This window comes from Campylobacter hyointestinalis subsp. lawsonii (assembly GCF_013372165.1).
In the GTDB taxonomy this organism is placed as follows: domain Bacteria; phylum Campylobacterota; class Campylobacteria; order Campylobacterales; family Campylobacteraceae; genus Campylobacter; species Campylobacter lawsonii.
In genome coordinates this window covers 126,941-150,547 of the sequence record NZ_CP053828.1, presented here as the reverse complement: position 1 = coordinate 150,547, position 23,607 = coordinate 126,941, and the positions used below count along the sequence as shown (strand labels likewise).

The window sequence follows — 23,607 nt, the reverse complement described above, 5'->3', positions numbered from 1 at the left end:
GTTTATGGGGCTTTGGCTCTAGCAAAATCAAACCTAAATTTAATCCGCGAAGTCGGATGCTTAACTTTAGGTGGGTCAAGGGAGAATGGGTCACATTCCAAATTTTCGCCATCGTTTCATCTGCAAGATAAAACGCCTATTGCGAAAATTTAGTCTGCGAAGTCAAAAGTTGCTGTGCTTCGCACAGATTTTTTATGGTTTTTACGTTATCGATTAAGTTTAAGTTAAAATACAATAAGGTAAAATCAAGTATTTTGTTCTTTCGTCGTATGAAAGAACAATCGGTAGAAAAGAGGAAGATGATGAGCGATGTAATTGCATACAAAGTAAATGGAGAAATAGTTGATACCCAAAGCTACGATGGAAGCGGTGGCGAAGAGATATTATTTGATAATTCAAAAGAAGCGTTAGATGTTATAAGGCACTCCTGTGCTCACTTGATGGCAGCTGCGATAAAAGAGCTGTATCCAAATGCAAAGTTTTTCGTAGGTCCTTCGATAGAGGACGGATTTTATTATGATATGAGAGTTAGCAAAAATGACGGCGAAAAACTAGGCGAAAGCGATCTTGAAGAGATCGAAAAAAAGATGAAAGAGCTCGCACTTGCTAAAATAGACATAGTTAAATTTAATTCTACAAAATCAGAAGTAGCAGCAAAATACTCAGGCGACGATCTAAAACAAGAAGTCTTAAAACGAATTCCAGATGGCGTCGTGAGTTTGTACTCTCAAGGAAATTTTGAAGATATTTGCCGCGGACCTCACGTGCCAAATACGATTTTTACTAGATTTTTCAAGCTTACAAGGATAGCGGGAGCATATCTTGGCGGAGATGAGAATCGCGAAATGCTAACTAGAATTTACGGAACTGCTTACGCCGATAAGGAGAGTCTAAAAGAGCATATTCGTATCATTGAAGAGGCTAAAAAACGCGATCACAGAAAGCTTGGTGCTGAGATGAAGTTTTTCACTTTTGATGATGATATAGGCGTGGGACTTCCTATATGGCTACCAAATGGCGCAAGACTTAGAAGTCGCTTAGAACACAAGCTTTATCGCACTCATAGACTTCGTGGTTATGAGCCTGTTCGTGGCCCTGAAATACTAAAAAGCGATGCTTGGAAGATAAGTGGTCACTATGCGAATTACAAAGAAAATATGTATTTTACCGTGATTGACGAGCAAGAATATGGTATAAAGCCGATGAACTGCGTGGGACACATCAAAGTGTATCAAAGTGAAATTCGTAGTTACCGCGACTTACCGCTTAAATTTTTTGAATACGGCGTAGTTCATAGACATGAAAAAAGTGGCGTTTTACACGGGCTTTTTAGAGTTCGTGAATTTACTCAAGATGATGCTCATTTATTTTGTATGCCAAGCCAGATAAAAGAAAATGTGTATGAAATTCTAAGTTTTGTCGATACCTTGATGAGTGCGTTTGGTTTTACTTATGAGATGGAAATTTCAACAAAACCAGCAAAAGCGGTCGGAGACGATGAAATTTGGGAAATAGCAACAAAAGCACTTAAAGACGCTCTTGATGAAAAAGGGCTGAAATACGGCATAGACGAGGGTGGCGGTGCATTTTACGGACCAAAAATAGATATCAAGATAACTGACGCATTAAAACGTAAATGGCAGTGCGGAACAGTGCAAGTCGATTTTAACTTGCCAAAGAGATTTGATCTTAGCTACGTTGATGAAAATAACGAGAAAAAGCAACCAGTTATGCTTCATAGAGCTATCTTAGGTAGTTTTGAGAGATTTATAGGAATCTTGCTTGAGCATACTGCCGGTGAGCTTCCATTTTGGATAGCGCCGACTCAAGTCGTCATTATCCCTATCGGAGATGACCATTTGAAATATGCAAAAGAAATTTATCAAGAGCTTTTGGAGCTAGGCGTAGATAGCGAAATTTCAAGTAAAAATGAAACATTAAATAAAAAAATAAGAACAGCAGAAAAACAAAGAGTACCGATGATAATCGTACTTGGAGATAATGAGGTCACAAATAGAGGTGTAGCACTTCGTGATAGACGTGCTAGAGAACAAAAAGACTTGAGCTTAGATGAATTCCTAAGTCTTGTCAAAACTAAACTAAATGAGGTGAATTTTTGAGCAAAGAAAAAGACGTGTACCTAAACGAAGAGATTCGTGCAGAGCAGATAAGATGTGTGGGCGATGATGGCACTGCTTATGGTGTGATCAGCCGTGATGAGGCTTTAGGAATAGCAAGGCGTTTAGGGCTAGATCTAGTCCTTATCGCTCCTGATGCTAAACCACCGGTTTGTAAGATAATGGACTATGGTAAATTCCGTTATCAACAAGAGAAAAAACAGAAAGAAGCTAAGAAAAAACAGAAAGTTATCGAAATAAAAGAGATAAAACTCTCTGTAAAAATAGCCCAAAACGATATAAACTATAAAATCAAACACGCACAAGAATTTCTCGAAGAGGGCAAACACGTTAAATTTAGAGTTTTCCTAAAAGGACGTGAAATGGCTACCCCAGAAGTCGGTGTAGCAATGCTTGAAAAAATTTGGGAATTAGTAAAAGGTTTTGCAGAACGTGACAAGGCTCCTATTTTAGAGGGTCGCTACGTAAATATGCTAGTAACGCCTAAAAAAGGTTAGATCTGGTCGGCCGGTCTCGGTCGCCATTTCATACTTATCTATATTTGGTAATTCGCGTTTATTAGGCTAGAATGATATTAGTTTATCTATTTTAAATTTGTAAAACGCTTTTTAAAATCCAACAACTTTTTGCTTAAAATAAAACAACTTTTAAAAATCGTAGAAATTTAAACAAAAATAATTTGATTTTAAACGCAAAATTTTCTAAATTTGCTTGCCTCTTATAGTTAATGGTTTTTAAATTTACCACACCTTTAATCATTGTTTTTAAATGCTTTAATCATTAAATGCAAATTAACATAAACCATATTAAAAAATATTATTAAACGGTGTTTTTATCCTAAAAAACAATATCTTATAAAATGTATAAAAAATATTTAGCGTTTAATATGCATTTTATAAGATATCTTATGGCACATTTACGGCACAATCATTTATCTAAATTTGCAAGTTTTTTATACAATTTTCCCTTTGACATTTTTATAAATGCCAAGGATAGCTATTTTTTGCCAAGGCACACAGCCTATATCCTTCCTATTGATTAAATTTATCCCTCACGCTAGGGATATAAAGCAGGCTCAAGCCCTAAATCATAATCATCGCTGATATTATAATGCTTACGCTTTATAAGCTCACTATTCATAGGTATAAAATTAATTTGTATGCATTTTAAATTGTTACTAAAAGTAGCATTGGCATAGATAGTTTTAGATATGCAAAATAAAGTATCAAATTTATAAATACTATAGCAAAAAACTGCGAAATAGTCTATCTTATCCCAGCTATTTTTAACTGCTTTTATGCATAAAGACGACACTAAAGAGATCCGATTTTGCCATAAATATAAAAAATACAAAAACAAAAAGTTAATAAAAATTCTATCATAATCTAAATTTATATACTATTTTAGCATCAAAATGCAAGAAATATAAATTCCAAATTAAGTTTTAAAATTATACAATTAAAATTAAAAAATATTTAACTTAACATTAAAATATCCGTGTTGTGTTATATAAATTTAGAATAAAAATGATAAAAATGGGGTCAAATTTGGATAAAAAACATAAATTCGTGATCTGCGATCCTGAGCTTTGTATAGGTTGTAAAGCCTGTATGAAAGCGTGCAGTAAAGAGGCTTACAAACGCGGAAAATTAGCAAAACCTAGACTTGATGTTATAAAAATGACAAACGGCGTTATGCCAAATCAATGTCGTCAGTGCGATGACGCGCCTTGTGCGTTAGTATGTCCAAGCGCTGCGTTGCGCAACGAAAATGGATATGTTGAAGTGTATGAGCGACTTTGCGTAGGTTGCGCTTTATGTGTAAATGCTTGTCCATACGGTGCAATTCATCTTGATAGCTTAGAAATTCCATCAAACGGATCAAATTTAGACGAAATGGATGTATGCGGAGATGGTTTTATGAGTGTAGCTATAAAATGCGATATCTGCGATGGCAGAGATGGGGGAAGTGCTTGCGTAGAAGTCTGTCCAAAGGGCGCTTTAGTGATGCTTGATCCTGTCACAAATGAACACAAATACGGCAAAAAACTCAAAGACGGACAAAATATGTCAAATTTCATATCTAAGATTCTAAATTGTCCGCCACCTCAAATCATAATAGCACAAAAAGAAAAACCACCAAAAGAGACGCTAGAAGCGCAGCAAGGAGAAGCAGATGCTTGAGTTTATCTATCTTGGATTTTTCTTACTTGGGATTTTAGGATTAGCAGGATATAAAGCGCCAAATTTGATATCATACGTCATTTTTACTCTTTTAAGCATACTTTGCTTCGTCGCAAGTATATTTTTTATATCGAACTTACAAAGCGAATACGGCTTTAGACTTGGCGGAAATTTTTTATTTGAACCTAGTTTTTTGATAACTCCGCTTGGAGGATTTTTTAGCTTTATCATCGTTTTTATAGGATTTGTGGCTAGTTTGTATTCGCTTGGCTATATAAAAAATATGGCAAAAGAATCAAATTTAAGCGTTTTTGCGGCTATATTTTCGTTTTTTATACTCACGATGCTACTTGTCGTATCTAGCAACAATGTCTTTGGTTTTATGGTTTTATGGGAGATTATGACTATAATCTCTGCGTTTTTACTTAAATTTAGCGATGAACCATGTAGCAATAAAAAAGTTATGATTTACCTTGGCATATCGCAAATAGGGGCATTTTGTATCATCACCGCTCTTTTGATGCTCTCATATTTTGCTAATAGTTCTGAGTTTAGCGAATGGGTAAATTTACAAATTCCTAAAACAGCGGCTCTTGTTATTTTAATACTTTTATTTATAGGATTTAGCAGCAAGGCAGGAGTTTTTCCTCTGCACGTTCATTCGCCACTAGTCTATCCATTAGCAAAGTCAAATATATCTGCTTTGATGAGCGGAGCTATGTCAAAGATAGCTATATTTGGACTTATTAAATTTAGTTTGATGATTCAAATTTTACCCGGTTTTGCTTTAAGCGTTATCATTTTTGGTGCAATTAGTGCAATTCTTGGCATATCTTACGCGTTAGTTCAAACACAATACAAAAAGCTTATAGCATATAGTTCAGTTGAAAATATCGGTATAATCTTACTTGGCGTAGGAGTTGGATTTTATGGCGTGAGTATAAACGAGCCTACTTTGATATTACTTGGTTTTGTAGGCGGACTTTTTCACGCTTTAAACCACTCTGTTTTTAAATCTCTTCTATTTTTTGGAGCTGGAGATATCTACCTAGCAACTGGTCAAAAAGATATGACAAACCTTGGCGGACTTGCTAAAAAGATGCCACTTAGTGCATTTTTTATTTTGATCGCTTGTATAAGTATATCGGCTCTTCCGCCATTAAACGGATTTGTTAGCGAATGGTTTATATACCGTTCTATGCTATTTGGCGGACTTGATGAGAGCTTACTAACAAGAGCTATATTTAGCCTTAGTATAGTAGCATTAGCCTTGAGTGGTGCTTTGGTTGTTTATGCTTTTATAAGGCTTTATGGGTCGATATTTTGTGGCGTTTGTAAAAACGAAAATATAGACATTAAAAATAGATCTTTGTTTATATATTTTGCAATGGGGATTTTAGCCATAAGCTGCATTTATCTAGGTATTGCCTCAAATAATATCTTAGGAATGCTTACAAGCGTAGTGCTTAGCTTAGCACCAAATACAGATCTTAGCGTAAATATAAACACTATCTCACTTCCACTTATAGCTTTACTGCTTTGTATGTTATTTATATTGCCATTTATATTGTATGGTTTATTTGGTGCAAATATGAGCAGAGCCAGAGAGAGCGAGCCTTGGGCTTGTGGATTTAAATTTAGTCCGCAAATGAGTATGAACTCAAATTCATTTGTCGGGGATTTTAAAAGATTGTTTGGCAAGTTATTTAAATTTAAGCCTAAATTTAGCCAAAATAGCTATTTTGAACCGGCGGTCTATAAGAACGATACCAAAGATTTTTGGTGGGATCTGCTTTATGAGCCGATTATTAAATTTAACGCATTTATAGCAGATAAAATAGGTGTTTTTCAAAACGGACGGAGCAACTTTTACGTAGTATATATACTAATTTATCTTTATGCTATGCTTGTAGCTGGATTTTACTTTTTGGGGGCTTAGATGGAAGTTGCTTTACTGATGATTTTACAACTTTTTGTTGCATTGATGGTTGCTCCGTTATTTGATGGTATAGCTAGAAATCTACGCGGTAAGATCCAAAGCCGTAAAAGCTCTCCATTATTGCAGACTTATTACGATATATTTAAACTCTTAAAACGTTCTCGCACGACTCCAAACTGCGTGCATTGGTTTTTTAAATTTAGTCCGTATATGCTTTTTAGCGTAACTGCCCTACTAGTGATGATAATGCCGATAACTTACGGCGGATTAGCAAATGCAGGAGCCATAAGCGATATCATAGTTGTGGTTTATCTAGTCGCATTTTTTAGATTTATCTTTGGTGTGGCTAGCTTAGATAGTGCAAATCCTTACGCAGGAGTAGGAGCTAGTAGAGAAAGTTTTATAGCTATTTATATAGAACCTATAATGATAATTTGCTTGATAGTCGTAGCAAGTCTAGCAAAAACTACAAATCTTCCGATAATAAAAGAGCTAGTAAGCAGTGGCGAAGTTGGCTACACAAGCGCATCTTACGCGCTATCTTTAGTAGCATTTTTATGGGCTATGTATGTTGAAACAGGAAGAAAGCCATTTGATCTTGCAGAAGCCGAGCAAGAGGTGCAAGAAGGAGTTATTGGCGAATATAGCGGAAGAGATCTAGCTTTAGTAGAGATGGCTCTTATGTTAAAACAGTTTGCTATGATAAGCTTTTTTATAGTTATATTTATCCCGCTTAGCTTTACAAATCCTTTATTGTCACTTATATCTCATCTGATTTTAGTCGGACTTTTTTATATAGGAGCTATTTTGATAGACAACTTTGGGCCTAGATTTAGGATACTAACAAGTTTGAAATTTAACTCTGCTTGCATACTTTTGATATCTCTTATATCTCTTAGCCTTTATATAGTAGGAGTATGATATGGAAATTTTAGTCATCTTGATGATGATCTCAAGCCTATTTGTTTTTGGCTTTAGAAGCTTTAGACTTAGCATTTTTAGCTATATTTTACAAACTATATTTTTAGTTAGTATTTTTGTATCTTTAGCTCTTACATACGATGTAAAAGAGCTATTTTCGTGGGCTATAATAGCATTTTTTACAAAAGTCTTATTTGTCCCTTTTATATTGCTTTTTTTAGTAAAAAAACTCGGAGTTGTTTATGAAGTCGAACCAGTCGGTGGATTTTTAGTTTCGCCACTCATTGCATCTGCTTTTGCTATAGGCTCTGCTATGCTTATGGCTCCTGTGCTTTTGGAGTTTTCACTTATCAAAAGCGAAACGGCTTTGATCGGCACTATCTTTATCTTTATGGTAGGTGTATTTGGTTTTATACTGAGAAACTCATTTATAAAGCAAATTCTATCTTATTGTTTATTTGAAAATGGCATTCATCTAAGTCTAGCTCTTACAGCTTATAATTCTCACGTTTTAGTCGAGCTTGGAGTTCTTAGCGATGCTATTTTTGCTATCATTATAATGAGTATTTTAGCATTTCGTTACTATAAAATTTACGGCACTCTTGATACAAGCATAGCCGACAACTTAAAAGGATAACCCTTGGATATTTTATTTTTGATCTTACTACTTCCTTTAGTTTGTTCTCTTATCTTATTTATATCTCCTTTAAATTTAAGAGTTTTAAGTGCTCTACATATACTTTGTAGCGCGGTAGTATCTTTAGCTTTACTTTATGCAATCAGTAGAGTTTTGAGAGTAGGAACTATTTACGCATTTAACGATATGCTATTTTTAGACTCTTTAGGGGCAGTGTTTTTAGTGCTTATAAGTCTGAGTGGATTTTGCGTAAATTTATACTCAACTAGTTATTTTAAATGGAATTTAAACTCAAACTATTTAAATTTAAAACAGATAAAAATAAATTTTGTTTTATCATATATAACCACTTTTGCTATGACTTTAAGCTGTATTAGCAACAATATGGCGATAATGTGGGCGGCTCTTGAAGCAACCACTCTAGCAACTGTATTTATGGTAGCCTTAAAAAACGATAAGCTCTCACTTGAAAGCGGATACAAATACACAGTTATCTGCTCAGTCGGTTTAGCGTTTGCTATGTTTGCAACTATACTTTTATACTCTTCTAGTTTAAATACCATACACGATGAAAAAAGCGCGATACTATTTTCAAATTTAATACTTCAAGCTACAAATTTAAATCCCGATGTTTTAAAGCTTATATTCATATTTGCATTAATCGGTTTTGGTACAAAAGCAGGACTCGTGCCTACTCACACTTGGCTTCCTGACGCTCACGCACAAGGTCCCGCTCCAACTTCGGCTATGCTTAGCGGAATTGTTATAAAATGCGCTATGCTAGGACTTTTGCGCTACTACGCTATCGCTTCAAATGCGACCATAGGTGACTTTAGTGAGCAAGTGATGCTAATAAGTGGCACATTAACGCTTTTTGTATCGGCATTTTTTCTTATCAGACAACACGATATAAAAAGGATGTTTGCCTACCATTCAGTAGCACATATGGGAGTTATCGCTTTTGGGCTTGGAGTCGGTGGAAAAATAGGCGTTTTTGCAGCAGTTTTTCACTGCGCGGCTCATAGTTTTACGAAAGCTTTAGCATTTCTTACTACAGGAAACACAGCTAGAATTTATGGCACAAATAATATGGATAAAATGGGAAATATGGTGCGTTTAGCGCCACTCACAACTGCTTTATTTGGCATATCTATCTGCTCACTTGTCGGCGTTCCAGGGTTTGCTATCTTTGTAAGTGAGTTTTTGACGTTTAAAGCAGCGGTTTTAAGCGGTCAATTTATGGCAGTAGCATTATTTGCCGTGGCTTTAACCATCATCTTTATAGCCGATTTTTCACACTTTTTTATGGCGAGTTTTGGTGAAGTTAAAGGCGATATTAAATTTAAAAAAGAGATGAGCTTATGGGAAAACATACCACTTATCTTACTTGCGTTTTTAGTGATAAGTTTTGGTGTATGGCAGTTTGAGAGCTTTTGGACATTAGTGCAAAATAGCGTTACGATTATAAAAGGGAACTAATGATAGGCAATAAATTTATAGATATTTTAAAGAGTGAATTTAATATTTTAGAAACAAGCAGACAATGTGAAGATCAGATAACTATCTTAGTAGATAGAAACGATCTACCAAAAGTCGTTCATAAGCTATACTATGGTATCGGTGGCTGGCTTTCTAGTATGGTAGCAAACGATGAAAGAAGCATAAACAAAAGCTACGCGCTTTACTACGTTTTGTCTATGGAAGGCTCAAAAATGAGCAAAGAAGACGGAACTATAGATGAGATAGAAAGTAGCGAAAAATGCTTTATCACAGTTAAAACACTTATCCCTCAAAACGACCCTTGTTATCCCTCCGTTACGCCTTTGGTTCCTGCTTGTGTTTGGTATGAAAGAGAAGCTTATGATATGTTTGGTTTAGTAGCTGAGGGCTTACCGGATAAAAGAAGACTAGTTCTTAGCGATGACTGGCCTGAAAATTTATATCCGCTTAGAAAAGATGCTATGGATTATAAATTTCGTCCAGACCCAGTGCAACCAAAAGATGAGCCAGACTATGAGTTTATGCGACCAAACGGCTCTGTAACAGACATACCTTTAGGACCTCTTCATATAACAGCTGATGAGCCGGGGCATTTTAGATTATACTGCGACGGCGACACCATAGTAGATGCTGACTATAGGCTATTTTATCAGCACCGAGGTATGGAAAAACTAGCCGAAAATAGACTAAACTACAACCAAATGAGCTATCTTGCAGAAAGGGTATGTGGAATATGCGGATTTGCTCATTCTATAGCTTGTGTTGAAGCAGTAGAAAGAGGCATCGGGCTTGAAATTCCACGCCGTGCGCAAGCTATCAGAGTTATGAGTAGTGAAATAGAAAGAATGCACTCAAATCTTTTAAATTTAGGCTTAGCTTGTGAAGTTACTGGAAATTATACAGCATTTATGCATATATTTAGAGTTCGAGAATACACACTTGAACTAGCTCAGCTCATAACAGGCGGTAGAAAAACATACGGCACTATCGTGATCGGCGGCGTTAGACGGGATATCACGCTAAATGAGATAAAAAAATCTTATGAAATCCTAGAAAAAATCGGCACCCAACTAGATGAAATTTGGCAAGTTGTTATGGAAGATAAACGCCAAATAGGACGCTGGAAAGGCATAGGCATTCTTGATAAACAAGTAGCACGTGATTTTAGTCCTGTTGGCCCAAACGTACGTGGAAGTGGATTTAAAAGAGATACGAGATATGATCATACTTACGGATTTTACAAAGAGCTTGAGCTTACGCCTAATGTTCAGTTTGGTGGCGATGTATTAAGCAGGGAATTAGTTCGCTATAATGACTGCAAACAAGCCATCAGGCTAGTAAAACAGTGCCTTGATATAATGCCTGGAGGCGCTATTTTTACAGATACTAATTATAGGCTAAAACCTGGAACTTACTGCTTAGGATACGACGAAGCCCCACGCGGAGAAAATATACACTGGATCATGCAAGGCGACTCTCAAAAAGTATATCGCTGGAGATGCAGAGCTTCTACGTACAATAACTGGTCAAGCCTAAGATATCAGCTACAAGGAAATACCATAGCAGATGCCGCACTTATCATATGTAGTTTGGATCCTTGCTACTCTTGTACTGAACGCGTAACTTTAGTAAATGTAAAAAGCAAAAAGTCAAAAGTGATAGGCGAAAAAGAGCTTAAAAAATACTGCCAAAGCCTAAAAGATAGCCCAACAAAGGATATGAGATGAAGATTTATGATATAGTCAAAAAAACAGGTATCGTCACAAGCAAATATCCATATGAACCTTATATAGTAGAAGAGTATTTTAGGGGCAAACCGACGTATAATTATGCAAACTGCATAGGTTGCGCGGCTTGCGGGGTAGCTTGTCCTAGCAACGCCATAAGCGTAAAATGGGAGAGTGAGAAAAAATCCATAAAATGGCGATATGATTGTGGTAGATGTATATTTTGCGGTCGTTGCGACGAGGTATGTCCTACTGCGGCTATAAGGCTAAGTAATGACTTCGAACTTACGGTTAAATTTGATAAATCAGCACTCATCCAAGAAGGAGAGTTAGAAAGTGAGCTATGCAGTGTTTGTGGTAAAGCGTTTTTGAGTAAAAAATTCATTCAGTTTTGTGAGCAAAGGCTTAGCACTTTAAGCGAACAAAGGCTAGAAGAAGCTAAAAAATACCTACTTATCTGTCCTAGTTGTAAGAAAAATAGAGTAGTAGAGATGATGACAAACAAAGAGTATAAGGCGGTAAAATAATGTATGTTGTACCTGATGATAGATCAAATGATCTAAACTCAAAGCTAAATTTACTCAAAAACATAAAACGCAGTTTTAGCGTGTTTCGCATAGACTGCGGAAGCTGTAATGGCTGTGAGATAGAGATATTTGCCACTCTTAGTCCGCTTTGGGATCCAGAGCGATTTGGATTTAAACTAGTAGCAAACCCACGCCACGCAGACATTCTCATAGTCTCAGGACCTATCACTAGACAGATGTACTATCCGCTTCTTAGAGCCTACGAAGCCACTCCAGATCCAAAGATAGTAGTTGGCTTTGGCGCGTGCGGAGTGAGCGGCGGGATATTTCACGATAGTTACGCAGTTTGGGGTGGAGCAAATAAGGTTTTACCAGTTGATGTATTTGTGCCTGGTTGCCCACCTCATCCAGCAAGTATTATCTATGCTTTAGCAACCGCGGTCGGTCTGATAGAACAAAAGCTAGAAAAACAGAGCTTCAAAGATGATGATTTACTACCAAATTTAACTCAAAAATCGCTACTTGATGATGCTTCTTTTGAGCGCGATCTACTTGTAAAAGCTAAGTTTTTGATGAGCTATATATATGGCAGAGTTTTATATGATAAATTTATAACCGCTCTAAAAACTTGTGTCGATCCAAAAGATCCGATTCTTGCAAAAGACGCACTTAGCTTAGCCATAAAAGAGCAAGAAGATCCAAGATATGCTGAGTGTCTAGCTCTGCTTTTTAATGAAATTTATCTAAAATACGCAAATGCTTCAAATGAATTTTATATAAATTTAGATCAAATTTGGGATAAAAAGTGATACAGGTCTGGAAACTCACAAAACGCCACGTTGATGAAAACGCCGAACTTCCACAAATTTACAAACAGATAGTCACGTTTAGCACTTGCGTAGGGCACGGCGTAGGAACGATAGATTTCAACGAAAAGATAGCCGAATTTGATGATGAACAGTGGAATAAAATGCTTGATAGCAGTGATGAATATGTCAAATTTAAACTCGGAAATGTAAATAAATATTTTGAAGTAGAGATCTTACCTACTCACGCAAAAGTGCTAAAAGACAAGCTTCCAAACTCAAAGTTTAGAGATATACTTTCTAGCTTAGATGAAGGCTATATCGTCCTAAAAAGAGCTAAAAATGTCTAAAACCAAAAAAGAATTTAAAAAAGCCCTGCTTTGCATAGGCAACAAAATGAGAGGCGATGACGCCGTTGGTTTATACGTGGGCAAGCTAGTAGAAGAGCAGATGCCTAGCTGGAGAGTATTTTTTGGACAAGACGTGCCTGAGAACGAATTTGGCGCTCTGCGTGAGTTTGATCCTGATATCATTGTGGTAGTCGATGCGATGAGTGGCTTTAAAGATGATAAAATAGAGTTTTTTGACCTTAGCAACGAGAGAGATTATATCTACTCCACGCATAATCTACCAACTCCAGTTTTACTAAGCTATCTTAGAACTATCACGCCAAAAACGCTGTTTTTAGGTATCTCTGTGCTACTTGAAAACGTTCTTAACTTTGAAGAAGGTCTTAGCCAAAACGCAAAGATATCTGCCAAAAAGGCAGTGCAAAAGATAAAAGAGATAGATTTAAATTTAAAATAAAACATACCTAAATATCTATTGTTTATATATAAATTTACCAAATTTAAAAGTAAAAATAGATCATAGAATTTAAAAAAAGCCGGAAAAGCTTCCGGCTATGGTCTTAGAGTCTAGACTCATAACGTCTAAGCATATAAAGTCTTTTAAGCATTTTTTTACGAGCTGAAATTTTTTGTTTTTTACGAATTTCAGTCATAGGCTCAAAAAATCTTCTAGCGCGAACCTCGGTAACAACTAAGTTACGATCAGTCTGTTTTTTAAAACGTCTATAAGCCTCATCAAAAGACTCATTAGGATGCACCTTTACTCCTGGCACAGTCCTCACCACCTTTCAGATTAAAATAAGCTTTAATTCTATCTAAATAGAGCTTAAAAATTTATTTATAAGTAAATTTTTGGTAAATTTATTTAATCTATTTTTAAAAACAGAAGTTATATAATAATGTCAGATTAAATTTAAAGGATGAATATGTCAGATTGTATGCACTCCTGTTCGCAAACTCATTATGCGAAAAAACGTTACGCAATATATGCTATAGTTACTTTTATAGCACTTGTTTTACCATTTATAAGGATAAATGACAACCACTTTTTTCTACTTAGTTTTGACAAAAAACAGCTCCATCTATTTTTTACGTCATTTGATATGCAAGAGCTATATCTTATGCCGTTTTTGCTTATTATATTATTTCTTAGTATATTTTTTATTACGACTTTGGGTGGGCGTATTTGGTGTGGCTGGGCGTGTCCGCAAACTGTATTTAGAGTTATTTATAGAGATCTTATCCAAACAAAGATACTTAAAATTCGTAAAAATATACGCGACAAACAAAAAAAATTTGATGGTGATTACTTCAAAAAAACCATCGGCGTTCTTCTTTGGACTTGTCTTGCTCTGATAGCAGCTAGTAACTTTTTATGGTATTTCGTGCCACCAGAAGATTTTTTTAGTTATCTTTCAGATCCGCTAGAACATAAATTTTTACTTGGAATTCTCACCTGTATCACTGCTTTTATAGTATATGATGTTACGATTTTGGCTGAGAATTTCTGTATCTATGTATGTCCTTACGCAAGAGTTCAAAGCGTAATGTTTGACAATGACACCGTGCAAGTCATCTACGACGAAAAACGTGGCGGTAAAATATATGATGGGCATACTAAAATAGGCAAAAAACCGCTAGAGCCTGACGCTGAGTGTATAGGATGTGAAGCTTGCGTACATATCTGTCCTACTCACATAGACATAAGAAAAGGTATGCAACTTGAGTGTATAAACTGCTTAGAGTGCAGTGATGCTTGTTCGGCAGTTATGGGAAAACTTGGCAAAAAAAGCCTTATCAACTGGACTAGCTCAAAATCACTACAAACAAGGCAAAAAGTAAATTATTTTAGATTTAGAACTATCGCTTATATGGTGGTTTTATCTATCGCTGTGATAGCCTTAGTAATAATGAGTACAAAAAAAGAGCATATGCTATTAAACATAAACCGCACAACCGAGCTATATAAAATAGTTGCAAACGATGGTAAATTTGAAGTACAAAATGCATATACATTTTTGATCCAAAATACGCAAAACAAAGAGCATACGTATTATTTTGACGTAAATGATACTAGGATAAAGGTAAGCAGACCAAAAGATAAGATAAAGATTGCTGCTGGTGGAAAACGTAAGATCATAGTTGTGCTAACGACAGATGAAACTCTAGTAAAAATGGATAAAAAAGATACTCCTATCGATATCAAAATCAACGCTTACGCTACTGATGATCATGAACAAATCGCAGTCACAAGAGATACTAGATTTGTATTTCCAAAAATGATAGAGCTACAAAAAGCAATGCAAAAAGATAATTAATGCATAAAAATGGAACTAAAAATTTAAAAACACAAAAGACAAAAGACAGATATGAGCTAATCATATCTGCCGGTTTGGAACTATTTTTAAAAAATGGTTTTACAAACACTAGTTTAAATGATATTATAAACAAGAGTGGCGGATCGCTTTCGACCATATACAAACTTTTTGGTAATAAAGAAGGGCTTTTTAAAGCCATAATCGATCGCGGTGTTCAAAAAATTCACTCAGATATCAGCAAAAAAATATCTTTAGAAGATTCTGATGACTTAGAGGAATTTTTATATAAATTTGCCGAAGAATTTATAGGTGTAGCCTTTAAAGACGAATCTTTTTTGCTTAAAAAAGTTATATTTAGCGAGTCATTTAACAAACAATCCCAAATTTGTCAGATATTTTATGAGAGAGGGGTTAAATTTATAAACCAAATTCTAATTAATTTTTTCTCAAAACCATCTATAAGATCTAAATTTAAAGATCAAAATTTAGAGATCCTAGCCGCTAGATTCTGTTTTATACTAGAAGAACCATTTTCTATAGATAAAGTAGTATTTTCAAAACATTTTTCTATGACTGAAGATGAACAAAAAAAATGGGTGAAAAATTGTGTTGATTTCTTTTTAAGAGGGGCTATTAATTAAATTTATTTAAATCAAATTTAAACAAAAAATTATATTAAAATATTTTTAATTAAAAATTTAATATAATTTTCTTATATTATTTATTAGGAGAAAATATGCAAAAAAGTTTTTATATCAAACTTTTAGCGCCATTTTTACTTGGTATTTTTGTGTTTTTATCGCCACGAATTTGGGGTGTAGAAGCACCTGATGGCTTAAGTATTAATGCTTGGCTTTACTTTTCTATCTTTGTATCTCTCACTTTAGGATTGATTTTAGAACCTGTTTCACCAGCTCTTATAAGCCTTGTAGCTGTTACAATCGCAGTTGTTTTTAAAGTAGGTCCGGTAAAATCTGGAGATATTAACGCAAATATAAGCTCTGCTGCTTCTATAAATTGGGGATTAAGCGGTTTTTCAAATTCTGTTGTATGGCTAATTTTTGCAGCATTTACTATAGGTCTTGGTTTTTCAAAAACCGGACTTGGCAAACGCCTTGCTTTATATATAGTTTCTAAACTAGGCAGATCCACACTTGGACTAGGTTATGCTATAGCTATTGTTGATGGTATTTTAGCACCATTTATTCCTAGTAATGCAGCAAGAAGCGGTGGAACTGTTTATCCGATAGTTAATTCTATAGCTCCTATGTTTGATAGCTCGCCTCAAAACAATCCACGAAAAATTGGAGCATATCTAGTTTGGATAGGTGTAAGCGCATCTTGTGTTACTTCTTCGCTATTTTTAACAGGTCAAGCTCCAAATCCATTAGCGCTATCTATTATTTCTAAAAATGGTATAGGCGTTGTTGATTGGCTAGGTTGGTTTATAGCGATTGCACCAATTGGAATATTTCTTTTTATTTTAACACCACTAATAACATACTTTATCTATCCACCAGAGGTAAAAGGCTCAAAGGATATTGCAAACTGGGCTAAAAATGAGTATGAAAATTTAGGAGCAATTACAAAAGCTGAAATTTATATGATATGTATAGCTATAATCGGCTTAATTTTATGGGTGGGTTCATCATTTTTTAAGATAAATGCCACAACAACAGCATTGATTATGTTAGTTTTAATGACAGCAGCAAAAACAATAACTTGGAATGATTTTCTAAGCAATAAACAGGCGTGGAATACTTTTGTTTGGTTTGGCACACTAGTAACTATGGCTGCAGGGCTTAAAAATGTTGGATTTTTAGACTATTTGGCTAAAAATTTGGGTTCAAATTTAGTTAATATAGAGCCTAACTTTGCACTCATTTTATTAGTGATATTTTTTAGTCTGTTGAGATATTTCTTTGCTTCTGGTACAGCCTATGTTACAGCAACTGTAGCGATTTTTGTAACGATAGCAAACGCTATCCCAGGTCTTGATCCAGCGCTTACTATGTTGGTACTTTGTTTGCCAATGGGATTTATGGGAATTTTAACGCCTTATGGAACTGGTTGTTCTCCACTTTGGTTTGGATCGCACTTTATTCTTGGACCGAAATTTTTTGCACTTGGGGCAATTTTTGGGGCAATTTATCTTTTGATATTTATAGTGCTAGGAATTCCGTGGGTTAAATTTATATTTTCCACTCTAAATTTAGGATGATTTTATAAAGCCGAATTTTATTCGGCTCACTACTCCATAAAAAGATATAAATAAAACTTTTCTTAATACAAAATTTAATAATCACTCTTGCTTCTTGTTGCTCTTTGCTATTTAATTTTTTATAACGCTTTTTAAATTTTGTAGAGTATTTAATATTATATTTCATTAGTCTTATGGCATTTGTCTGTCAAATTCTTCCATTGAAGCACAAAGCGTTCCACCTTTACTTCGTTTATCGCTTGTAAAAGTTCTTTACTTGGCATTCTTGATACTGCAAATATTTGAGAAAGATCATAAGCATTCAATATGCTTTTCTTATCTGCATCTTTCGTTTTTATTCCAAAATATTTCTTATCTAATCAACTTTTTCATAAAACCACTCTTAAAAGATTGCTTCATTAATTTTCTCATCCTGCTAAAAATTTATCAAATTTGGTTGTTACCTCAAAACTATTCAAAATCCAGCCAACTTTCTTTCTATATATCAAAAATATTACCGACAATAAATTTAATTTTAATTTAAAAAAAGTCATATAAAATAGACGGAAATCTAGTGAAAAATTGACTTTTAAAAAAAATTAATGTATAATCCCGAAATATTTTGTAATTGTCATTACTAAATTCAAATAAAAAGACAATGAAAGGCAAATAAATGAATAAACTTTATAAACTAGGTATTTTAGCCATCTCGCTTATAGTAACTGGTTGTTCTAATGCGAATGAAAAAAATGCGAACAACGCCTCACAGATGCCTACTCTTCCTGTAGGAGTTATCGAAGTTAGTCAAGGCACTATACCTATCACGCTTGAATTTAGCGGACAGACAACGAGCTATATGGACGTGATCCTAAGAGCTAAGGTTACTGGAACTATAGAAGAGCAGTTTTTTAAAGCTGGAGCTAGCGTAAAAAAAGGAGATAAACTATATCTTATAGATCAAGCAAAATACAAAGCCGCCTATGACACCGCTTTAGCAAATTTAAAAGTATCTGAGGCAAACTATAAAAATGCTAGCACCGATTTTGAAAGATCAAAAAAGCTTTACGAGCAAAATGCTATCTCACAAAAAGAATATGACGCTTCTAAAGCAGCTTATGAATCAGCAAACGCAACAGTTTTAGCATCTAAAGCGAATCTTCAAACCGCAAAAATCGACCTTGATTACTCAGTAGTAACAGCTCCGTTTTCTGGGGTACTTGGTGATACTCTAAAAGACGTTGGATCTTACGTAAGTCCAAGTGATGGTGAGCTTGTTCGCTTAACAAAGTTAGATCCTATATTTGTGCAGTTTGCCATTTCAGATATCGATAAACTAAATATCGCACAAAAACTTCAAGACAAAGAGTGGGAACAGCTAAATTCTTTAGTCACTATGAAATACGAAGGAACTACTTATAACGGAACTCTTAGTTTTATCGACAATGTCATAGATGAAACAAGCGGAACCGTAAATGCTAAAGCAAAATTTGATAATAACAATACAGCAATAAGACCAGGAGCATTTACAAAAGTCAATGTTTATGGATTTTACCAAAAAAACGGCTTTAAAATTCCACAAGTCGCCATATTACAAGATCTTGTAAATCCATTTGTTTATACAGTTCAAGACGGAAAAGTCGCTAAAAATCCTATCAAGATCGTATCTCAAGATGCCACAAGTGCGATTATCTCAAGCGGTTTGAAACAAGGCGATCAACTCATAGTAGATAACTTTAAAAAGATAAAAGTAGGACAGCCAGTCAAACCAGTCCCAATGGATAAAGGCGGTAAATAATGTTTTCTAAATTTTTTATCAACCGCCCAGTGTTTGCTTGCGTTATATCAATTATAATCGTAATTGCCGGCTACATAGGACTAAAAAGTTCAGCGGTTGAAGAGTATCCGCAACTCACTCCGCCTCAAATAGTCGTTCAAGCCACCTATAATGGTGCCGATGCTCAAACCATAGCAGACACAGTAGCAGCGCCACTAGAAGAAGCTATAAATGGCGTAGATGATATGATATATATGCAAAGTACGTCTAGTTCATCAGGAACTATGAGCTTAAATGTGTATTTTGAGATCGGCACAGACCCGCAAACAGCCAGTGTAAATGTTAATAACAGAGTAAATCCAGTTCTTTCAAAACTCCCAGAAGAGGTTAGAAGGGTCGGCGTAAAAGTAGATGAAAGAAGTAGTTCTATACTTGAGGTTTTGGCTTTTTATGATCCAAGTGGCAAGATGAGCGATACCGAGCTTAGCAATTATATAACCATAAATATAGCAGATGCTTTAAAACGTGTCCCAGGCGTAGGAGATGCTGTAGTTATAGGCTCTAAAGAGTATTCTATGAGAGTTTGGATAAAACCAGATCTTCTTAAAAAACACAAGCTTACAACATCAGATGTTATAAAAGCAATACAAGAGCAAAACTCTCAATACGCAACCGGTAAGATAGGAGAGCAACCTACAAGTGCCGGAAATCCTTATGTCTATGCTATAAAACCAGAAGGCAGACTAAAAACCATAAAAGAGTTTGAAGATATAATCATTACCGCAAATTCAAAAGGTAATATACTAAGGCTTAAAGATGTAGCAAATATCGAGCTTGGAGCTCAAAGTTATACGTTTACAGGTAAATTTAACGGCGGAAATATGGTTCCTGTACTACTATTTTTACAAAGCGGTGCAAACGCGCTAGATACTGCAAAAGCTATAAAAGAAAAGGTAGATGAGCTAAAGCCAAATTTTCCAGGAGAGATGACTTATCAAGTAGCTTATGATACTACTGAGTTCGTTAAAGTATCCATTGAAGAAGTTATAAAAACATTTATAGAAGCGATGGTACTTGTTATTATCGTTATGTATATGTTCTTAGGAAATTTAAGAGCGACTTTCATACCTATGTTAGCAGTGCCAGTATCTATTTTAGGAGCGTTTGGCGGAATCTACGCTATGGGATTTTCGATAAATTTGATTACGCTATTTGCACTCATACTAGCTATAGGAATAGTCGTTGATGACGCTATCATCGTTATAGAAAACGTAGAGCGGACACTGCATGAAGAGCCAGAACTCACAGTAAAAGAAGCAACTATAAAAGCTATGAGCGAGATAGTAGCTCCTGTCATTTCTATCGTTCTTGTTTTATCAGCGGTTTTTATTCCTGTTGCATTTATGGAAGGATTTGTAGGCGTCATACAAAGGCAGTTTGCGCTAACTCTAGTCGTATCTGTTTGTATATCAGGACTTGTTGCATTAACTCTTACGCCTGCTTTGTGCGCTATCATACTTCGTAAAAAAGAGAATCCACCATTTTGGTTTGTGCGTAAATTTAATGAATTCTTCGACTTTTCTACGAGAATATTTACAGCAGGTGTAGCAAAGATACTCAGACATGTTATCATAAGTCTTATATGTGTTGGAATTATAATATTTATGATGATAGAATTATTTAAAGTCATTCCAGGCGGTTTGGTTCCAGCCGAAGATAAGGGCTATATTCTTGCTATAACAAATTTACCACCGGCTTCTACTCTTACTAGAACTCTAGAAGATACGGAGTTCATACGTGAAATAGTAGCAAAAAATCCAAACGTTAAAAATGTTACCGGACTTGCAGGATATGATATGCTAGCAGGAACTCTTAGAGAAAATGCCGGCATTATGTTTATCACGCTAAAACCGTGGAATGAGAGACTAGGAGTACAAAATGCGGCTGCTACCATAGCAGGACAACTCACAGGACAACTTTACCCAGCAGATAGAGAGTCTATGACTTTTGCTACAACTCCACCGCCTATAATGGGTCTATCTATCACAGGCGGTTTTGAACTATTTGCACAAAATACAACCGGTAAAAATTACAACGAGATAGAAGCCGATATGCAAAAAGTAGTCGCAAAAGCAAATGCCCACCCGGCTCTAACTCAAGTAAGAACTACCCTTGATACAAATTTCCCTGAGTATAAACTTACTCTAAATAAAGAAAAAATCAAGATGATGGGTATTGCGTTTTCTGATATATTTGATACTATAAACGCGACTATAGGACAGTATTATGTCAATGATTTTAATATACTTGGTAAAACATACAAAGTAAATATCAGAGCTTATGAAGAGTATAGAGACTCTCCTGAAGACTTTAGGTCATTATATGTAAGATCAAGCGAAGGCAAAATGGTTCCGCTTGATTCATTAGTAAAACTCACAAGAAGTCTTGGAGCAGACAATGTCGATAGATTCAACGGATTCCCAGCAGCAAAGATTATGGGTGAGCCAAAGCCCGGTTATACTTCTGGAGAAGCCATAGAAGCTATAAGACAAGTTATAACTGAAGAGCTAGGATCTGAGTATGATATAGGCTGGTCTGGATCAGCGTATCAAGAAGTAGCATCAACTGGTAAAGGCGCTCAAGCATTTGTATTTGGTATGATATTTGTATTTTTGATACTTGCAGCTCAGTATGAAAGATGGCTTATGCCTTTAGCGGTTGTAACTGCTGTTCCTTTTTCTGTATTTGGCTCACTTCTTTTTACATGGGGAAGAGGACTTAGCAACGACGTGTATTTTCAAATAGGGCTTTTACTTCTCATCGGACTAGCGGCTAAAAATGCCATATTGATAGTGGAATTTGCTATGCAAGAGCACTTAGCGGGAAAAACTATAAAAGAAGCTGCTATAAATGCTGCTAGGATGAGATTTAGACCTATCATAATGACTTCTCTTGCTTTTACTCTTGGAGTTTTACCTATGGCGTTAGCTACTGGAGCTGGAGCTGCGTCGCGTCACGCACTAGGTACTGGAGTTATCGGCGGTATGATAGCAGCATCTACGATAGCTATTTTCTTTGTACCGCTCTTTTTCTATATACTAGAAAGTTTTAATTTGTGGCTAGATAAAAAACGTGGTAAAATAGCTACTAAAGGAGAGGAAAATGCGTAATTTAATTTTGATCGCCTCATTTGCTTTGCTTATAACAGGATGTTCTTTAAAGCCTGATATGATAGATATAGAGCAATCATATGAGTATAAATTTGATAGTTATAGTATCAATAAAAAATGGTGGGAAGATTTCAGTGACGAGAGATTAAACTCTCTTGTTGCTGAAGCGTTAAAAAACAATAGCGATCTTCTAATAGCTCTAAACAATATAGAACAAGCAAAAATAAACCTAAATTTAGCTAATGTTGAGCTATTTCCAAATATAAATTTAAATGGTGAAGCAACTAAAAATCGCTCAAGCGGTGAAACATACACAGGTCAAGATAATAAAAAATACAACGCATTTAGTCTAAGCGCTGCTCTTAGCTACGAAATAGATCTTTGGGGTAGAGTAAGAGACAACGCAAACGCTAGTGAAGCTACTTTTAAAGCCACAAAATATGACTATGAAAACGCAAGACTAAGCATAGCAAGTACTACTGCAAGCACGTATTTTACGCTCATATCTCTAAAAGAACAAGAAAATATACTAAATGAGACATTAAATACTTACGAAGAAACACTTGCTTATAGGCAAAAAGAGCTTGATGCAGGAGCCATAGACGAGCTTACGTATTATCAAGCCAAAGCTGCAGTGCATAGTGCTAAAACTCAGCTTATAGATATACAAACTCAGATCGCACAAACAAACTCAGCTTTAAGCGTTTTAGTCGGTAAAAACTTAAATGAAATTCTATACAAAAATATAGATGCCCCTTTAACCCTTCCAACTATACCAGAAGTCCCAAATGGCATAAGCTCAGACGTGCTTTTACATAGAGCAGATATAGCAAGCGCACTACAAAGGCTTAAAGCTTCAAATTTCTTAGTTGGAGTAGCAAGAACTAGCTATCTACCTAAGCTCTCTTTAACAGGAATTTTTGGATTTAGTAGCGATGAATTTGATAGATTTTTCGTAAAAAATGCAAATACATGGAGTGTCGGTGGAAGTCTCATAATGCCTCTTCTTGATTTTGGAAGAACAAAAAACAAAGTAGAACTTGCAAATTTAGAACAAAACGCAAGCTTTTTATCATATGATAAAGCCGTAAAAACTGCATTTGGTGAGATAAGAACTGCTCTTGATACACGCAAAAACTCTGTGTTAAAAGAAAAAAGTATGCAAAATCTAGTAGAGTCTCAAACTAAAATTTACGATCTTTCAAAAGCCAGATACGACAACGGATACAGCACTCATCTTGAGTTTTTAGATTCACAAAGAAATTTGTTATCAGCAAGACTAAGCCTTGCTCAATCAAAACTAAGCGTAGCTACTAGTGTAATTGATGTCTATAAATCACTTGGCGGAGGATTTGACTATGAAGATGATCCTAGCTTAGCAAGTCCTAAAACTGCTCAGAAATGAGCGGTTTTGGCA

The 23,607-nt window shown here is 35.3% G+C and carries 20 protein-coding genes; 18 read left to right on the top strand and 2 right to left on the bottom strand.

Annotated elements, in window-relative coordinates; all coding sequences use genetic code 11:
- Positions 1–299 precede the first annotated feature (299 nt).
- Both thrS and infC read left to right on the top strand, forming a co-directional pair.
- Complete coding sequence (gene thrS, locus CHLWT_RS00850) at positions 300–2,120, top strand: threonine--tRNA ligase (RefSeq protein ID WP_112000520.1); 1,821 nt, start codon at positions 300–302, stop codon at positions 2,118–2,120.
- Positions 2,117–2,635 carry a translation initiation factor IF-3 gene (infC, locus tag CHLWT_RS00845; RefSeq protein ID WP_111969477.1) on the top strand — a complete coding sequence of 173 codons (519 nt, stop codon included), beginning with the start codon at positions 2,117–2,119 and terminating at the stop codon, positions 2,633–2,635. The genes thrS and infC overlap by 4 nt, the downstream gene beginning before the upstream one ends.
- A 559-nt stretch (positions 2,636–3,194) precedes the next feature.
- Here the strand turns inward: infC and CHLWT_RS00840 are convergent.
- The gene (locus CHLWT_RS00840; protein ID WP_112000521.1) at positions 3,195–3,452 is read right to left on the bottom strand and encodes a hypothetical protein; all 258 of its coding nucleotides are present in this window, start codon (positions 3,450–3,452) and stop codon (positions 3,195–3,197) included.
- Positions 3,453–3,673: 221 nt separating this feature from the next.
- Between CHLWT_RS00840 and CHLWT_RS00835 the strand changes: the two genes are divergently transcribed.
- From CHLWT_RS00835 to CHLWT_RS00790, 10 genes are read left to right on the top strand one after another with little or no spacing between them, the layout of a single operon-like run.
- A complete protein-coding gene (locus tag CHLWT_RS00835; RefSeq protein WP_244948780.1) occupies positions 3,674–4,321 on the top strand; it encodes a 4Fe-4S dicluster domain-containing protein in 648 nt (215 codons plus the stop codon).
- A complete protein-coding gene (locus tag CHLWT_RS00830) occupies positions 4,314–6,260 on the top strand; it encodes a proton-conducting transporter transmembrane domain-containing protein (RefSeq protein WP_112000522.1) in 1,947 nt (648 codons plus the stop codon). Before CHLWT_RS00835 ends, CHLWT_RS00830 begins: the two co-directional genes overlap by 8 nt.
- Positions 6,261–7,181: a respiratory chain complex I subunit 1 family protein gene (locus tag CHLWT_RS00825; RefSeq protein ID WP_111975592.1), complete on the top strand. Its 921-nt coding sequence runs from the start codon at positions 6,261–6,263 to the stop codon at positions 7,179–7,181.
- Between the two features lies 1 nt (position 7,182).
- Positions 7,183–7,818, top strand: a complete 636-nt coding sequence (gene hyfE, locus CHLWT_RS00820) for a hydrogenase 4 membrane subunit (RefSeq protein WP_112000523.1) — start codon at positions 7,183–7,185, stop codon at positions 7,816–7,818.
- Between the two features lie 3 nt (positions 7,819–7,821).
- Positions 7,822–9,297 (top strand): proton-conducting transporter transmembrane domain-containing protein, encoded by a 1,476-nt coding sequence (locus tag CHLWT_RS00815; protein ID WP_112000524.1) that lies wholly within the window; start codon positions 7,822–7,824, stop codon positions 9,295–9,297.
- On the top strand, positions 9,297–11,045 hold the full coding sequence (locus tag CHLWT_RS00810; RefSeq protein ID WP_112000525.1) for an NADH-quinone oxidoreductase subunit D-related protein: 1,749 nt from the start codon (positions 9,297–9,299) through the stop codon (positions 11,043–11,045). The genes CHLWT_RS00815 and CHLWT_RS00810 overlap by 1 nt, the downstream gene beginning before the upstream one ends.
- The gene (locus CHLWT_RS00805) at positions 11,042–11,572 is read left to right on the top strand and encodes a formate hydrogenlyase complex iron-sulfur subunit (RefSeq protein WP_112000526.1); all 531 of its coding nucleotides are present in this window, start codon (positions 11,042–11,044) and stop codon (positions 11,570–11,572) included. The genes CHLWT_RS00810 and CHLWT_RS00805 overlap by 4 nt, the downstream gene beginning before the upstream one ends.
- A complete protein-coding gene (locus CHLWT_RS00800) occupies positions 11,572–12,381 on the top strand; it encodes an NADH-quinone oxidoreductase subunit B family protein (RefSeq protein WP_112000527.1) in 810 nt (269 codons plus the stop codon). Before CHLWT_RS00805 ends, CHLWT_RS00800 begins: the two co-directional genes overlap by 1 nt.
- Positions 12,378–12,728 carry a formate hydrogenlyase maturation HycH family protein gene (locus CHLWT_RS00795; RefSeq protein WP_112000528.1) on the top strand — a complete coding sequence of 117 codons (351 nt, stop codon included), beginning with the start codon at positions 12,378–12,380 and terminating at the stop codon, positions 12,726–12,728. The genes CHLWT_RS00800 and CHLWT_RS00795 overlap by 4 nt, the downstream gene beginning before the upstream one ends.
- Positions 12,721–13,185, top strand: a complete 465-nt coding sequence (locus tag CHLWT_RS00790; RefSeq protein ID WP_112000529.1) for a hydrogenase 3 maturation endopeptidase HyCI — start codon at positions 12,721–12,723, stop codon at positions 13,183–13,185. Before CHLWT_RS00795 ends, CHLWT_RS00790 begins: the two co-directional genes overlap by 8 nt.
- A gap of 103 nt (positions 13,186–13,288) precedes the next feature.
- Here the strand turns inward: CHLWT_RS00790 and rpsU are convergent, their stop codons facing one another.
- Positions 13,289–13,501 carry a 30S ribosomal protein S21 gene (rpsU, locus tag CHLWT_RS00785; RefSeq protein WP_002848116.1) on the bottom strand — a complete coding sequence of 71 codons (213 nt, stop codon included), beginning with the start codon at positions 13,499–13,501 and terminating at the stop codon, positions 13,289–13,291.
- Between the two features lie 153 nt (positions 13,502–13,654).
- On the opposite strand from rpsU, the gene ccoG reads away from it, so the two are divergent.
- The 6 genes from ccoG to CHLWT_RS00755 all read left to right on the top strand — a co-directional run bounded on the left by ccoG (position 13,655) and on the right by CHLWT_RS00755 (position 23,595).
- Positions 13,655–15,046: a cytochrome c oxidase accessory protein CcoG gene (ccoG, locus tag CHLWT_RS00780; protein WP_244948779.1), complete on the top strand. Its 1,392-nt coding sequence runs from the start codon at positions 13,655–13,657 to the stop codon at positions 15,044–15,046.
- On the top strand, positions 15,046–15,687 hold the full coding sequence (locus CHLWT_RS00775) for a TetR/AcrR family transcriptional regulator (RefSeq protein ID WP_063997531.1): 642 nt from the start codon (positions 15,046–15,048) through the stop codon (positions 15,685–15,687). The genes ccoG and CHLWT_RS00775 overlap by 1 nt, the downstream gene beginning before the upstream one ends.
- 95 nt (positions 15,688–15,782) lie before the next feature.
- Positions 15,783–17,267 carry a DASS family sodium-coupled anion symporter gene (locus CHLWT_RS00770; RefSeq protein ID WP_063997530.1) on the top strand — a complete coding sequence of 495 codons (1,485 nt, stop codon included), beginning with the start codon at positions 15,783–15,785 and terminating at the stop codon, positions 17,265–17,267.
- 652 nt (positions 17,268–17,919) lie between these two features.
- Positions 17,920–19,041: an efflux RND transporter periplasmic adaptor subunit gene (locus tag CHLWT_RS00765; protein ID WP_112000530.1), complete on the top strand. Its 1,122-nt coding sequence runs from the start codon at positions 17,920–17,922 to the stop codon at positions 19,039–19,041.
- Positions 19,041–22,190: an efflux RND transporter permease subunit gene (locus CHLWT_RS00760; RefSeq protein ID WP_112000531.1), complete on the top strand. Its 3,150-nt coding sequence runs from the start codon at positions 19,041–19,043 to the stop codon at positions 22,188–22,190. The genes CHLWT_RS00765 and CHLWT_RS00760 overlap by 1 nt, the downstream gene beginning before the upstream one ends.
- Positions 22,183–23,595 carry an efflux transporter outer membrane subunit gene (locus CHLWT_RS00755; protein WP_112000532.1) on the top strand — a complete coding sequence of 471 codons (1,413 nt, stop codon included), beginning with the start codon at positions 22,183–22,185 and terminating at the stop codon, positions 23,593–23,595. The genes CHLWT_RS00760 and CHLWT_RS00755 overlap by 8 nt, the downstream gene beginning before the upstream one ends.
- Positions 23,596–23,607: the final 12 nt, after the last annotated feature.

Bases quoted from the DNA above. Each gene is read 5' to 3' on its own strand.
- CHLWT_RS00775 (WP_063997531.1), top strand. From the start codon at position 15,046: ATGCATAAAAATGGAACTAAAAATTTAAAAACACAAAAGACAAAAGAC.
- ccoG (WP_244948779.1), top strand. From the start codon at position 13,655: ATGTCAGATTGTATGCACTCCTGTTCGCAAACTCATTATGCGAAAAAA.
- CHLWT_RS00825 (WP_111975592.1), top strand. From the start codon at position 6,261: ATGGAAGTTGCTTTACTGATGATTTTACAACTTTTTGTTGCATTGATG.
- CHLWT_RS00765 (WP_112000530.1), top strand. From the start codon at position 17,920: ATGAATAAACTTTATAAACTAGGTATTTTAGCCATCTCGCTTATAGTA.
- CHLWT_RS00770 (WP_063997530.1), top strand. From the start codon at position 15,783: ATGCAAAAAAGTTTTTATATCAAACTTTTAGCGCCATTTTTACTTGGT.
- CHLWT_RS00800 (WP_112000527.1), top strand. From the start codon at position 11,572: ATGTATGTTGTACCTGATGATAGATCAAATGATCTAAACTCAAAGCTA.
- CHLWT_RS00755 (WP_112000532.1), top strand. From the start codon at position 22,183: ATGCGTAATTTAATTTTGATCGCCTCATTTGCTTTGCTTATAACAGGA.
- hyfE (WP_112000523.1), top strand. From the start codon at position 7,183: ATGGAAATTTTAGTCATCTTGATGATGATCTCAAGCCTATTTGTTTTT.
- CHLWT_RS00760 (WP_112000531.1), top strand. From the start codon at position 19,041: ATGTTTTCTAAATTTTTTATCAACCGCCCAGTGTTTGCTTGCGTTATA.
- CHLWT_RS00805 (WP_112000526.1), top strand. From the start codon at position 11,042: ATGAAGATTTATGATATAGTCAAAAAAACAGGTATCGTCACAAGCAAA.
- CHLWT_RS00810 (WP_112000525.1), top strand. From the start codon at position 9,297: ATGATAGGCAATAAATTTATAGATATTTTAAAGAGTGAATTTAATATT.
- CHLWT_RS00835 (WP_244948780.1), top strand. From the start codon at position 3,674: ATGGGGTCAAATTTGGATAAAAAACATAAATTCGTGATCTGCGATCCT.
- CHLWT_RS00790 (WP_112000529.1), top strand. From the start codon at position 12,721: ATGTCTAAAACCAAAAAAGAATTTAAAAAAGCCCTGCTTTGCATAGGC.
- CHLWT_RS00830 (WP_112000522.1), top strand. From the start codon at position 4,314: ATGCTTGAGTTTATCTATCTTGGATTTTTCTTACTTGGGATTTTAGGA.
- thrS (WP_112000520.1), top strand. From the start codon at position 300: ATGATGAGCGATGTAATTGCATACAAAGTAAATGGAGAAATAGTTGAT.